The 14151-nt window shown below is 55.1% G+C and carries 12 protein-coding genes; all 12 read left to right on the top strand.

The annotated features are described in order from the left end of the window. Positions 1–250: 250 nt before the first annotated feature. The 12 genes from cpaB (at position 251) to GOV89_RS10445 (ending at position 14149) form a co-directional block, all read left to right on the top strand. Positions 251–1132, top strand: coding sequence for a Flp pilus assembly protein CpaB (gene cpaB, locus GOV89_RS10500; RefSeq protein WP_171235296.1), 882 nt, complete (start codon positions 251–253; stop codon positions 1130–1132). Positions 1133–1325: 193 nt separating this feature from the next. Beyond that, a complete protein-coding gene (locus GOV89_RS10495; protein ID WP_171238145.1) occupies positions 1326–2732 on the top strand; it encodes a type II and III secretion system protein family protein in 1407 nt (468 codons plus the stop codon). Positions 2733–2749: 17 nt separating this feature from the next. Next, the gene (locus tag GOV89_RS10490; protein WP_171238144.1) at positions 2750–3376 is read left to right on the top strand and encodes an OmpA family protein; all 627 of its coding nucleotides are present in this window, start codon (positions 2750–2752) and stop codon (positions 3374–3376) included. A 199-nt stretch (positions 3377–3575) separates the two neighbouring features. Then, positions 3576–4814, top strand: coding sequence for an AAA family ATPase (locus GOV89_RS10485; protein ID WP_171238143.1), 1239 nt, complete (start codon positions 3576–3578; stop codon positions 4812–4814). A gap of 24 nt (positions 4815–4838) precedes the next feature. Next, on the top strand, positions 4839–6281 hold the full coding sequence (locus GOV89_RS10480) for a CpaF family protein (protein WP_171235300.1): 1443 nt from the start codon (positions 4839–4841) through the stop codon (positions 6279–6281). 11 nt (positions 6282–6292) lie between these two features. After that, positions 6293–7261 carry a type II secretion system F family protein gene (locus GOV89_RS10475; RefSeq protein WP_171238142.1) on the top strand — a complete coding sequence of 323 codons (969 nt, stop codon included), beginning with the start codon at positions 6293–6295 and terminating at the stop codon, positions 7259–7261. A gap of 9 nt (positions 7262–7270) precedes the next feature. Beyond that, on the top strand, positions 7271–8254 hold the full coding sequence (locus GOV89_RS10470) for a type II secretion system F family protein (RefSeq protein ID WP_171177924.1): 984 nt from the start codon (positions 7271–7273) through the stop codon (positions 8252–8254). A gap of 180 nt (positions 8255–8434) precedes the next feature. Further along, the gene (locus GOV89_RS10465) at positions 8435–8842 is read left to right on the top strand and encodes a tetratricopeptide repeat protein (protein WP_371809073.1); all 408 of its coding nucleotides are present in this window, start codon (positions 8435–8437) and stop codon (positions 8840–8842) included. A gap of 29 nt (positions 8843–8871) precedes the next feature. Beyond that, entirely contained in the window at positions 8872–9723 is an 852-nt protein-coding gene (locus GOV89_RS10460) for a lipopolysaccharide assembly protein LapB (protein ID WP_171238141.1), read from the top strand. A 3-nt stretch (positions 9724–9726) separates the two neighbouring features. Then, positions 9727–10272, top strand: a complete 546-nt coding sequence (locus GOV89_RS10455) for a prepilin peptidase (protein ID WP_171177930.1) — start codon at positions 9727–9729, stop codon at positions 10270–10272. A 117-nt stretch (positions 10273–10389) separates the two neighbouring features. After that, positions 10390–11697 carry an ATPase gene (locus GOV89_RS10450; RefSeq protein WP_171238140.1) on the top strand — a complete coding sequence of 436 codons (1308 nt, stop codon included), beginning with the start codon at positions 10390–10392 and terminating at the stop codon, positions 11695–11697. A 40-nt stretch (positions 11698–11737) separates the two neighbouring features. Continuing rightward, positions 11738–14149: a ligase-associated DNA damage response DEXH box helicase gene (locus GOV89_RS10445; RefSeq protein WP_171238139.1), complete on the top strand. Its 2412-nt coding sequence runs from the start codon at positions 11738–11740 to the stop codon at positions 14147–14149. Positions 14150–14151 lie beyond the last annotated feature (2 nt).

Raw genomic sequence — 14151 nt, 5'->3', positions numbered from 1 at the left:
CCTGAGCAAAGCAATTCCCCAAATTAAAAAACGCGACGTCCATTGGGATGTGGCGTTTTTTGCGTCAAACCCAAATGTCGGGTGAAGCTCGATAGATCATGTGCAGAATTGTGTGGATTTTGGCAGAGAAACTGACAATCAGACATATTTGTCCCACATTTCGACACAATTTGCATTTAAGGATTAGGCTGTTTCAAAGCGCCCTTGCGGCAGCTTAGTATTCGACCAAACTAAATAAAGAGGTACTCGCATGCGAGCGGTATTCGGACTTGTCCTAATTGTCGGCGTAGCTCTGGCCGGAGGCGCAGTCTATATGGCGCGCAACTATATCTCGGCTTACCAAAACGAGCTGGCCCGTCAAAGGCTTGCCGCAGAAGAGGCTCTGGCCAACGCACAGGTCGAGGTAATTCCTACGGTAACAGTATATGTGTCGAATCGCGCACTTAAGTACGGCGAGCGTCTAACGCAGGAAGACATCCGCGCTGTGGACTGGCCGGAAAACGCGATTCCGGAAGGCACCTTCACTGAACTCACAGCTCTGTTCCCTGAAAACGGTCCTACAGAACGTTTTGTTCTGAGAACGATGGAAAAAGACGAAGCGATCATGGGCGTCAAGATTACCGAGCCTGGTGAAAAAGCTGGCCTGACCTCGCGTCTTGAAAAAGGGATGCGCGCCTTTGCAATCAGTGTTGATGTTGCGTCGGGCGTTTCAGGCTTTTTGCGCCCTGGTGATAATGTGGACATCTACTGGACAGGCTCCAGCGGCACTCTTGAAGGCACTGGCAACGGGGGCATTACCCGCCTGATCGAAACCAATGTACAATTGATCGCCGTTGACCAAACAGCGGGGTCCGACGTCACCAACACAACGATCGCACGGACCGTCACAGTTGCGGTAACTCCGCAACAGGTCGCCGCTCTGGCACAAGCTCAAAATTCCGGCCGACTGTCACTGGCACTGGTTGGTGTAGCAGATGAATCTGTCGCATCTACGATTGAAGTTGACCAGCGCAAGCTGCTTGGCATTCAAGCTGCAGCACCGGAACCGGAACAGAAAGTAGAAGAAGTTTGCACGACCCGCATCAGACGCGGCGGCGAGATTGTCAACGTGCCTATCCCTTGCACAAATTGACGCTAATTCAGAACCTTACAAGATCAGAGCCGCGCCTAGGGTGCGGCTCTTTTTTTGTGGTTGTTGCCAATTCTCCACATAAGGAACATTCCGGAAACCATTGATTATTGCAATAAATTTGGAATTCGCGCAGTCTGCTTTGGTATAGGGCATAAGACCCAAAAAACGAGGCGTGATCGGAGAGGCAGGTCACATGACAATACGTTCCTGGATCAGCGCAACCCTGCTGGGGTTGTCGCTTGTTATTAGTCCGGTTGGCGACGCCGCCTGGGCTGAAACTTTGCGCGTGGTTAAAAAGGGTACGGTGGAAACACTGGATGTCCCTATGAACCGCGCAATCGTCGTTGAAAGCGAGCAACCGTTTGCTGAACTCAGCATTGCCAACGCAGGCATTGCGGACATCTCGTCGTTGTCGGACCGGACCATTTATGTTCTGGGTAAGGCTCCGGGCTTAACGACATTGACCCTGTTTGACGGGGCCGGCAACCTGTTAGCCAACGTCCGCGTACGCGTTTCACCCGATGTTTCGGAGTTCAAGGAGCGTCTGCGTCAGATTCTGCCTGAAGAACCCATTGAAGTTCGCACCGCCAATGATGGCATCGTGCTGTCCGGTACGGTTTCCAGCTCGGCCAAACTGTCGCGTGCACTGGAGTTAGCCGAACGCTATGCGCCTGATCGCGTCTCGAACCTCATGTCAGTTGGTGGCGTTCAGCAGGTGATGTTGAAAGTGCGCTTTGCCGAGATGAATCGGTCCGTTGCCAAGAGCTTGACCGCTTCACTGGGTTTCGGCGGCAGTGATGTGACAGGTGGTTTCAACACTCTCAACAACCAGCTTTCACTTAATAATGCCCTCAACAACAACATACCTGCGATTCAAACAAACACAGGCGCGATCCTTTTCGGGTTTGGTGCCGGTTCAACTCAGGTTCGCTTGTTGCTGGAGGCGCTTGAAAGCAAGGGGCTGGCCCGCAGCTTGGCTGAACCGAACTTGTCAGCCCTATCTGGTCAGCAAGCAACATTTTTGGCCGGTGGCGAAGTTCCGATTCCAGTACCACAGGATGAAGGCGTCATAACCATTGAATACAAAGCGTTCGGTGTCGAGATCGATTTCATCCCTCGCGTCGTAGATGGAGACCTGATCAACCTTGAAATGGCAACAGCGGTTTCAAGCATTGATCAAAGCTCTGACTTCACGCTTAACGGTGACCCCGTTCCCAGCTTCATCACGCGCCGGGCAACTACGACGATTGAACTGCGTGACGGCGAAAGCTTTGCTATAGCGGGATTGATCCAGGATGATTTTGCAGACCTGAGCAACCAAGTTCCATGGCTGGGCGACGTTCCGGTTCTTGGGGCCCTGTTCCGCAGCGCCAACTACCAGCGTGAGCAAAGCGAACTCGTTGTTATCATTACTGCGCACCTGGTCTCGCCAACGCGCGGCGAAGCGCTGGCCCTTCCAACCGACCGGGTCAAGCCGCCCAGCGAATTTGATCTGTTCGTGAATGGGCAGATCGCACGCACTCAGCGTGCCGGTTCCGGTGGAGCATCCGAAGTTGCCAAACAAGATTTCGGCAGCTCGTACGGCTACGTCCTAGATTGATCAGGAGGATAGGACCAATGCAAAAGTGGATCATCACATTGGGTCTTACGGTCGCAGTTGCCGCATGTACGCGCGAGGCCGGATACGAGATCGATGCTGGAACTTTCGGCAACGCAACGTTGAACAACATTCAGGTACAAAACGGTGAACTGACTTACGCTCAGATCCTCGGCCAACGCTTTGCGGCGGATGTACCAAGCCAGGTGAACTTTGCCTTTAACAGTTCACAGTTGGACGCGTCGGCACAGCGAATCCTGTTGCAGCAAGCAGACTGGATCAAACAGTTCCCTGAAGCGCGCTTCCGGGTATACGGCCATACCGACGCTGTGGGTTCGACCAGCTACAACAAAAGCCTCGGCTTGCGCCGTGCCCAGTCGGTTGTGGCCTTCCTTGAGCGCCAAGGAATCTCGCGTTCGCGACTTGAAGCAGTTGTGTCCTTTGGCAAATCGCAGCCTTTGATTGCCACACAGCAGCGCGACCGCCGGAACCGCCGGACTGTGACCGAGGTTTCAGGCTTTGTTGACGGCAACCGGCAGCTTCTGGACGGCAAATACGCAAATGTGATCTACCGGGAATATGTGGAAAGTGCGACATTCAAGAGCACGGTCCAAGAAGTGACCGCGTCAGAAGGCGATGATGGATAATACATCCGAAATGGGCGGCATCGTCGCCCATTTCCCTACAATTGGTTCTTTTGCGCCCAATTCTTGCCCAACTTCAAAGCAACATTGTGAACAATAGGGTGACCTGCGGCCAAATTTGACCGTATTGGGGCGACAGCACATCAATCTGGCGGATTTCGTTCATATGACATGCTGAGCCCTCACGACGAGGATAGTGTTTATGACCAGCGCGACGCCGCAAGATGACAATACAGCAATTTTGGCCTGCACCATCAGCCGGGATGTCCAAAATTTCGATCTTTTGATCGAAGACATGGAGGCCATTCTGGGTGAACGCTGGGGAGATCTGGGCTTTGCCGAGGCGCTGGCCTTTTTCAGCCAGCCAGAAGCTGAATCTCTTGAATTTGTGGCGTTGGCAATTGATGGAGAGGACGAAGACAACCTTTCTTTGATGGGTGAGATCATCACCCAGGCCAAAGAAAAGAAAATCAAAGTTGTCCTGATCGCTGAAGACGTCACACCAGCCTCACTGCATCAGCTATTGCGCAAAGGCGCAGACGAATTCGTCCCCTACCCTCTTCCGGAAGGCGAACTGCAAGAAGCGATCGAGCGCATGAAGCAGCCCGATCCTGTCGCAGTGGCTCAGGCCGCCGCCGTTCCTTTGACAAGCGGTGAGGCAAAGGAAGGGGCTTTGTTCGTTGTACAAGGGCTGGCTGGCGGTGTGGGTGCGACCACAATGGCCGTCAACCTGGCTTGGGAGTTGGCCTGTGCGTCGGAAAAAGATGCCCCTTCGGTCTGCCTGATCGATCTGGATCTTCAATACGGTACGGTTTCCACCTATCTGGACCTGCCGCGGCGCGAAACGGTTTTTGAAATGTTGTCAGATACCGAATCGATGGATAACGAGGTTTTCTCGCAAGCGCTTCAAACTTATGAAGAAAAGCTTCAGGTTCTGACGGCACCATCGGATATGGTGCCGCTGGATCTGATTACACCAGATGATATTCAGCGCGTTATCGACATGGCCCGCACACATTTCGACTATGTGATCGTCGATATGCCCAAGACGCTGGTTCTGTGGTCTGAAACGGTCTTGCAAGCGGCACATGTGTATTTCGCGATGATCGAATTGGACATGCGCTCTGCGCAGAACGCGCTGCGCCTGAAGCGCGCCTTACAGGCCGAGGAGTTGCCCTTCAATAAACTGCGTTTTGCTCTGAACCGAGCGCCCAAGTTTACTGATCTCAACGGAAAGAGCCGAGTAAAGCGTATGGGTGAAAGCCTTGGGATCTCGATCGACTTGCAATTGCCCGACGGGGGTAAGCCGGTCATGCAGAGCGGTGACCACGGTCTGCCACTGGCAAATTCGGCCGCCAAGAACCCGTTGCGCCGGGAAATCGCGAAACTGGCAAAATCGCTTCACAGCCTTGGTAGCGGCAGCGCCGAAGAAGCTGCGTAACATCTTTGCAAAGGGGTACCTGCCGTGTTTTCAAGATATAAGAAACCGTCCGCTGCACAGCCGGTAAAAGCGCCGGCACAAGCCACCGAACCGGCAGCGCCCGTTGCACAGGCCGCTGCCACAACGACAGCGGTTGCACGCAAACCCCAAAAAAAGAAGCCCGGCGAGGTCGTTGGATCCGATCGTGATCGCAAGCGAAAGGAACGACTGGGCGAAATCAAGATCGAGCTGCACAAGGAATTGTTGGAAAACCTGAACCTTGCGGCTTTGGAAAACGCGGGCGAAGCCGAATTGCGCGCAGAAATCAGCGCAATTGCCAGCGAGGTTCTGGAAACCAAGAACATCGTTCTGAACCGCGAAGACCGGTCTCAACTGAACAAAGAACTGTATGATGAGGTGACAGGTCTCGGCCCGCTTGAGACCCTGCTACAAGACGACACGGTCAACGATATTCTGGTCAACGGCCCGCAACAGATTTTTGTTGAACGCGCGGGTAAGCTGGAACTCAGCGACATCACGTTCAAGGATGAAAAACACCTGATGCGGATCATCGACAAGATCGTGTCCGCTGTGGGTCGTCGTGTTGATGAATCAAACCCTTATGTTGACGCCCGTCTGGCCGACGGCTCGCGTTTCAACGCCATGGTCCCGCCAATTGCGGTGGATGGATCGCTGGTCTCGATCCGTAAATTCAAAAAGGACAAGCTGGGCATTGACGATCTGGTCAATTTCGGCGCTTTCACGGAAGAAATGGCTGCCTACCTGCAGGCGGCGGTATCAACGCGCCTGAACATAATCGTTTCGGGCGGTACCGGTTCCGGTAAAACAACCACTTTGAACGCACTGTCCAGTTTTATCGACGATGCCGAGCGCATCCTGACCATCGAGGATACGGCGGAACTTCAGTTGCAGCAGACCCATGTGGGACGAATGGAAAGCCGCCCGCCCAACGTGGAAGGCAAAGGCGAAGTCAGCCCGCGCGACTGTTTGAAAAACGCCCTGCGTATGCGGCCTGATCGCATCATCGTGGGTGAGACGCGAGGCGCCGAAGTGATCGACATGTTGCAGGCCATGAACACCGGCCACGATGGGTCGATGACCACGATCCACGCCAACTCGGCGCGTGACGGTATTTCGCGACTAGAGAACATGATTGCCATGGCAGGGATCGAGATGCCGATCAAGGCGGTCCGCAGCCAGATCTCATCTGCTGTGAACCTGATTGTGCAGGCCAGCCGCTTACAGGACGGTTCACGCCGGATGACCTCGATCACCGAGATCACAGGGATGGAAGGCGATGTGATCTCGATGCAGGAAATTTTTCGTTTTCAACGCGTTGGACTAACACCCGACAACAAGATCATCGGTCATTTCACCGCAACCGGCGTGCGCAGCCACTATTCGGAACGCTTCCGTCTGTGGGGCTTTGATCTACCAGCGTCGATCTACGACCCAACCACGATGTAGGAGAAACACGCATGAATGTGCCTATGGAGGCGATTATCTATGTCGCCATCTTTGTGGGGGTTCTTGCCCTGGTCGAGGGCATCTATCTTGTCGCCTTCGGCAAATCCATCAGCCTGAACAGCCGGGTTAACCGCCGTCTGGACATGCTGGAAAAGGGTGCCGGGCGCGAACAGGTGCTTGAGCAGCTGCGCAAGGAAATGCAGCAGCATATGAAATCGCAGAGCATCCCTCTGTATTCACTGCTTGCTGACAAGGCTCAGAAGGCGGCGATTGCGTTTTCCCCGCGTCAGTTGATCATGATCATGGCTTTGGTGTCCAGCGTGGCGTTTGTCGGGCTCAGCATTGGCACTGCCACAGATACCGCACTGCGCGCCGTAATCTCTATCGCGATTGGCATCGGAGGCGTTTACGCATGGGTCAATCACAAGGCCAAGAAACGCATGGGTATGATTGAGGAACAACTGCCCGACGCGGTTGAATTGATGGTGCGTTCGCTGCGTGTGGGTAACCCGTTCGTGTCGACCATTCAGGTGGTTTCAAACGAAGTTCAGGATCCGCTGGGCACTGAATTTGGCGTCATTGCGGATGAATGTGCCTATGGCCGCGATGTTGGTGAGGCCTTGAAAGATATGGCCGAGCGGCTGGACATGCAGGACTTGCGTTTTTTGGCCGTCGCTGTGGGTATCCAACAGCAATCCGGTGGTAACCTCGCTGAAATTCTGGCCGGTCTGGCTCAGGTCATCCGGGCCCGATTCCGCCTGTTCCGCCGGGTAAAAGCCATCACCGCCGAAGCGCAGTGGTCAGGAAAGTTCCTGTCTGGCTTTCCGATTGCCTGTCTGGTTTTCATCCTGGTTAAAGACCCAGGCTATTATGACGAGGTGTTGGACCATCCCTGGTTCATCCCCGCCTGTTTCGTTGTCGCCATCATGCTGACACTGAACCTGATCGTCATGAAGATCATCACCAACATTAAGGTCTGAGGGCGCATCATGGAATTTCTGACCAGCATCAATGACCTTTTGACACAACACCTGGGTGAATTCGGACCGCTTATCGTTGTCGGCATTCTGGGTCTGATAATGATTCTTGTGGCCGTCTCGCTGATGATGAATCAGCCCGAAGACCCGCTGAAAAAACTGCAAAGATCAAACTCAGCCCCTAAAAAGCAAACAAAAGACAAAAAAGAACGGCTTCGCAACTCAAGCCGTAACGAGCAGCTTGAGAAATTTGCAACGTTCCTTGAGCCTAAGAACGAAGAAGAATATTCGGCGGTCGAACTGAAACTGCGGCAGGCCGGGTATCGGTCGAAAGACTCGGTTCGGTTCTTCCATTTCGCTCAGTTTTCGCTGGGTATTCTTGGGATTCTCGTCGGAGTCCTGTTGATCACCGTCTTTTCCGGTGGACAGGAATTCACCGGTCAGCAGATGATCATCCGGGTTTTTGTTCCGGGCGCGATCGGCTACTTCGCCCCCAAATACTGGATCTCACGTCGAGTGGAAGAGCGAAAAGAAGCCATTACCGCAGGATTTCCCGACACGCTTGACCTGATGCTAGTATGCGTCGAAGCCGGGCAATCCCTGGATCAGGCAATCGTCCGTGTGGCCAGCGAAATGAGTGCCTCCTACCCTGACATCGCGCAAGAATTTGAAATCGTCGCCTACGAAATGAAGGCCGGTAAGGACAAAGATACGGTTCTGCGCGACTTCGGTACGCGGTGCGGTGTGCAGGATGTGAATTCATTCGTGACCGTGATGATCCAATCGGCGTCATTTGGTACATCCATTGCCGAAGCTCTGCGGGTGTATGCCGGTGAGATGCGAGACAAACGCGTCATGCGCGCCGAAGAGGCCGCGAACAAGTTGCCGACAAAGATGACTCTTGTCACAATGGCGCTGACAGTGCCGCCATTGCTGATCATTCTGATCGGTCCGTCGGTAAGGGTCATTTCGAGTTTTGGACGCGCGGGCGGATAGAACCCTATGAAAGCTGAAAACAGGTGCTTCCCTTTCGGGTTTCGCCGAATACTTTGGGCCACCACAGTTTGCGCTGTGGTGGCTTCCTGCACGGAAGAGTCGTCGTCAAACGGCTTGGACGCGCCGGGGTTTGATCCCAAAGGTGAGGCTGAAGACAACATAACGGTCGGAAACAGATTGATGGCCGCTGGCGAATACGAGCTGGCATTAGAGTCGTTTTCCCGCGCCGCGCTGGATCAAGGTATGACCACACAGGTGCTGACGTCACTGGGAACAGCCAATCTTGGCTTAAGAAGGGTGGGCCAGGCTGAGACACTTTTGCGCCGCGCTGTTGAGAACGAGCCCGACTGGCCCGTCGCCTGGAACAATCTTGGTGTCCTTCTGATGGAAAAACAGGAATATCCCGAGGCCGCACAGGTGTTTCAGCGAGCGTTTGCATTGGACAATGGCGAAAGTGACGCAATCCGCGACAATCTGCGCTTAGCACTCGCAAAAATGGAAAATCCTGTTAATACTACTACTCAAGAACAAGAATACACACTGGAACAGCGTGGCGACGGGCAATTTACGCTCCGCAAGATCCAGTAATTGAGGCAAGAGCAGTAAAGGACGCAAAAATGCGCCAGCAATTCTTGATTCCGACTGTCATTATCAGCGGTCTGATCCTTTCGGCCTGTGCAAAGGAAACCGAAGAGGAAAAAGTCGAACGCACGTTTCAAGAAGTGAACGTGATTGACGAAACAAACTTGAACGATGTGCTTCTGAACGCGGCTGACCCAAACGAAGCTGTTACCTATTTTCAGGGTGCCGCGCTAAAAAATCCCGACCGGATCGACCTTCAACGCGGATTGGCCATTTCTCTGGGACGTGCCAAGCGCACGACTGAAGCCGCAGCCGCGTGGAAGCGCGTGACGACAATGAAGGGCACGAACGCCGCGGACAGGGTCGAGTACGCGGATGCATTGGTCAGGAGCGGCGACTGGGCAAAGGCCAAATCAGTTCTGGATACAGTTCCCCCAACCTTTGAGACCTTCAAGCGGTATCGACTTGAAGCAGTGGTCGCGGATTCGCGCAAAGAATGGAAGCGTGCTGACCACTTTTATGAAACCGCAGTCGGCCTGACCACCCGGCCCGGCAGCGTCATGAACAACTGGGGATATTCGAAACTGACCCGCGGTGAATATGCCGAAGCTGAGCGCCTGTTCACTGACGCCATCCGTCAGGATAGCTCATTGTTCACCGCCAAGAACAATCTGGTATTGGCCCGTTCGGCACAGGGCAACTATAGCCTACCAGTCGTTCCGATGACCCAGATCGAGCGGGCGCGGCTGCTGAACACAATGGCAATTTCAGCTGTTAAACAAGGCGACGTCACAACCGCAAAGAACCTGTTCCGCGAAGCAATCGCTACCCATCCACAGCATTTCGACGAAGCGGTCCGCTCGCTTCGTGCGCTTGAAGGGGCCTGATACATGCACATTCCAGCAGCCGCTGCGGCCTGGTTTCTGCCGTTTGTGCTGCCGATCTGTTTTTATGTCGCCTTCACCGATATGCGTGACATGCGGATCAAGAACCATGCCGTTTACGCGCTGACGCTGGTCTTTGTTGTAATCGGCCTGATCGCAATACCACCCTGGTCGACAGACTGGCTAAGCGGCAATCTGGGTCCTTTGTCGGTGTCGTTGCCGATTTATGCATGGCAACTGCTCCATATCGTGGTGATCTTGCTTCTGGGTATCATCCTGAACGCTGCAGGGGTCATGGGTGCGGGCGACGCCAAGTTCATGGCTGCGGCATCTGCTTTTATCTGGTTGGGTGATCTCAGGGTGATGATGCTGATCCTTATGGCCTGTATTCTGGCCGCTGTTGTGACACACCGGCTTGCTAAACATACACCGCTGCGGGCCATTGCGCCGCATTGGGAAAGCTGGGATCGCGGCAAACAGTTTCCAATGGGCCTTGCTCTGGCTGGTTCCCTGGCCATGTACTTGATTTTGGGTACTGTTCTCGGATCGTAAACTATCATCAGCACGCCTTGTCATTGCCTTTGTCCCGCCACAAAGCTGGGTCATTTTTCCTCCAAACCGCCCTCATTCGGGTATTTGGCGTGACACTTTGACAAACGAGCAACGCGCATGAATATGCAGACTTCCGCAGTTATGGCCCCCCCTGCCCCAAAAGGCCTGGGCGAAATGAAACTTCCGCTGGTGATGATGCGGGATATTCTGCTGAAAACCGTCTTCCGCAAAAATGCCAGCACCGTTTCCGAAATCGCAGCGGCCATTTGTCTGCCCGGTTCGGTAACGCAGGAACTAGTGGACATCGCACGCGATCAGAAACTGCTGGAGGCGACCGGGACCCTGAATGCTAACAGCGGCAACGAGATGGGCTATCAGCTGACCGATGCAGGCAAGGCCCGCGCCTTGGACGCGCTGAGCCAGTCAGAATACTTCGGTGCCATGCCCGTGCCGCTGGACGTTTACCGCGAGCAGGTTAAACGCCAGTCAATCCGCAACATTCAGGTCACACGAGAACAACTGGTTGGCGCAATGGGCCATCTGGTGCTGCCCGACAGCCTGCTGGATCATCTGGGCCCCGCGGTCAGCGCCGGTCGTTCAATCCTGATGTATGGCCCTCCGGGCAACGGTAAATCCTCAATTTCGAACGGTATACGCGACGCGCTTGGGGACAATGTATATGTGCCTTACGCCATCGAATATGCCGGTCAGGTGATCACCGTCTATGACCCGATCGTACACACTGCGATCGAGCAAGAGCCTGACGACCCCAACAGCCTGCGTCGCCGCAAACGGTTTGATTCGCGCTATGTGCAATGCGAACGACCCACGGTTGTGACCGGTGGTGAACTGTCGCTGAGCATGCTGGATCTGGTCTACAACCCGACCGCGCGGACCTATCAGGCTCCGTTGCAGCTGAAATCGACCGGCGGCATCTTCATCGTGGACGACCTTGGCCGTCAGGCTGAACCGCCGCAGGCGCTGGTCAACCGTTGGATTGTTCCGTTGGAAGAGAACAAGGATATCCTGGGCCTGCAATCGGGTGAGAAATTCGAAGTGCCGTTTGACACGTTGGTCATCTTCTCGACCAACTTCCACCCGAATGAGATCTTCGACCAAGCGGCCCTGCGCCGGATCTTCTTCAAAATCAAAATCGACGGTCCGAACCAGGAAAACTTCCTGAAAATCTTTGCCATGGTGGCCCGCAAACGCGGCATGCCACTGGATGAGGCGGCACTGGTGCATCTGCTGAAGGTTAAATACCCGACCATCAACAACATCTACGCCAATTATCAGCCGATCTTCCTGATCGATCAGATGATCTCGATCTGCGAGTTTGAGGGCATCCCCTATCAGATGAGCCCCGATCTGATCGACCGCGCCTGGGCCAACATGTTCGTAAAAGACGAGAACATCGTCAAATAACGCTGTGCCAATTCCTCTGCCGCGCGGGTAATCTGTGTTCATGACGCAGATTCCCGCTCGGATCGGTACGTGGTTTTCCACCAAAGGCTGGTCCATCCACCCGCATCAGCATGAGATGTTCGACCGGGCGCAAGACCCCGCAACCTTGCTGATCGCGCCCACTGGTGGTGGCAAGACCATGGCCGGCTTTCTGCCAACACTGGCCGAGCTGGCCGACGGTGCCCATACCGGTTTGCACACGATCTATGTTTCACCGCTCAAGGCACTGGCGGCCGATATCAAACGTAACCTGCGCACCCCGGTGGACGAGATCAACCTGCCCATACGGATCGAAGATCGCACCGGCGACACATCGGCCACACAAAAGAAACGTCAACGCGCCGATCCGCCCCATATCCTGCTAACCACACCCGAAAGCCTGGCACTGCTGACCTCTTACGAAGATGCGCCACGTATGTTCGATGGTGTGCAACGGATCATCGTCGATGAAATCCACGCGCTGGCAGAAAGCAAGCGGGGTGATCAGCTGATGCTGGCGCTGGCACGACTGCAACGCCTCAACCCTGCTCTGCGTCGCGTCGGCTTGTCAGCCACCGTTGAAGACCCCGCAGCAATAGCCCGCTTTCTGGCCCGCCACCCAGACCCCTGCCAGATCGTGCAGGCAGATCCGGGGCCGGACCCGGATATCCAAATGCTGGAAACAACCGAGATGCCGCCCTGGTCCGGTGGTGGCGCAGCCTATGCGATTCCGGCGGTGCTGGATCAAATCCGGCAGCATAAAACCACACTGATCTTTCATAACACGCGCGCTCAGGCCGAAATCTTCTTTCACAACCTGTGGCTGGCCAATGAAGACGGCCTGCCCATCGGCATTCATCACGGCAGCCTTGACCGGCAACAACGCGAGAGGGTTGAGGCTGCGATGGTCCGGGGGGATCTGCGCGCCATCGTTTGCACTGGTTCTTTGGATCTGGGCATCGACTGGGGCGATGTGGATCTGGTGATCCAGATCGGTGCACCCAAGAATGTCAAACGTCTTGTTCAACGGATCGGGAGGGCCAATCACCGTTATAACGCGCCCTCAAAGGCGCTGCTGGTGCCTGCCAACCGGTTTGAAGTGGTCGAATGCGTCGCTGCGCTGGAGGCGGTAAAAGCCCATGATCTGGATGGCGAACCCCGCGGCCCTGGCCCCCGCGATGTCTTGTGCCAGCATATTCTGATTGCCGCCTGCGCCGGACCGTTTGAGGCTGGTGATCTGTACAAGGAAATGACGGCTGCGGGGCCTTACGCGCACCTGAACCGTGCCGAGTTTGACGCCTGTCTCGATTTCTGCGCCACCGGTGGTTACGCCTTGAAGGCATATGATCGCTGGCAACGGCTGCAACAACGTGCTGACGGGAAATGGCAGCTGCGTGATCCCCGCGCAGCGTCGCGCATTCGCATGAATTTGGGCACAATTCAGGACACTGACACGCTCAAGGTCCGTCTAAAGCGCAGCCGGGGCGGCAAGCCGTTGGGAGAGGTTGAGGAAGCCTTTGCCGCCTCTCTGACGCCTGGCGACACTTTTTTGATAGGTGGACAAATTGTGCGGTATGAGGGCCTGCGCGAAATGGTGGTCGAGGTCAGCCGTCGTGCTGATCGCAAACCCAAGATCGCGACCTTCTCGGGTACGAAATTTGCAACCTCCACCCAGCTCAGCGACCGCATTCTGCGCATGTTTGCCCAAGAAGATTGGCCGCAACTGCCCTCTCATACCGAGGAATGGCTGGCCTTGCAGCGGCAGATCTCGCGCCTGCCTCAGCGCGACCGCTTGCTGATCGAAAGTTTTCCAAGCGACGGTCGGGAACATCTATGTGTTTACGGATTCGCCGGTCGTAACGCGCAGCAAACACTGGGTCTGCTGCTGACGAAACGGATGGAAGATACTGGCCTGGCCCCGATGGGCTTTGTTGCAACGGATTACGCCACGCTGATCTGGGGGCTGGATGCAGTTACAGATCCCAAACCGTTGTTTCAACGCGACGCGCTACGTGACGGTCTGGACACCTGGTTGGCTGGCAATGCCGTGATGAAACGCACCTTTCGCGCCTCTGCCACCATAGCGGGCCTGATCGAACGCAACACGGTTGGCCAACGCAAAAGCGGGCGGCAGGCAACGTTTTCGTCGGACATTCTCTATGACACTCTGTGGAAATACGACCCGGACCACCTGTTGATGCAGATCACCCGTGAAGAAGCAATGCGCGGGTTGGTCGATTTTGGCCGGATTGAAGCCATGCTGGAGCGGATAGGCGACCGTATGGATCTGCTGCGGCTGGATCGCATATCGCCGCTGTCAGCCCCACTTTTCCTTGAGGTCGGAAAAGTGCCCGTGAAAGGCGCTGCAGAGGAACGCCTGCTGGCGGAAGAAAGCGAGCGTTTATTGCAGTCAGCCGGGCTTGATCAGCTTTGATC

This window comes from Ruegeria sp. HKCCA5763 (genome assembly GCF_013034545.1).
In the GTDB taxonomy this organism is placed as follows: domain Bacteria; phylum Pseudomonadota; class Alphaproteobacteria; order Rhodobacterales; family Rhodobacteraceae; genus Ruegeria.
Note: the sequence above shows the minus strand (reverse complement) of the source record. Positions and strands in the feature narration are given on the sequence as shown.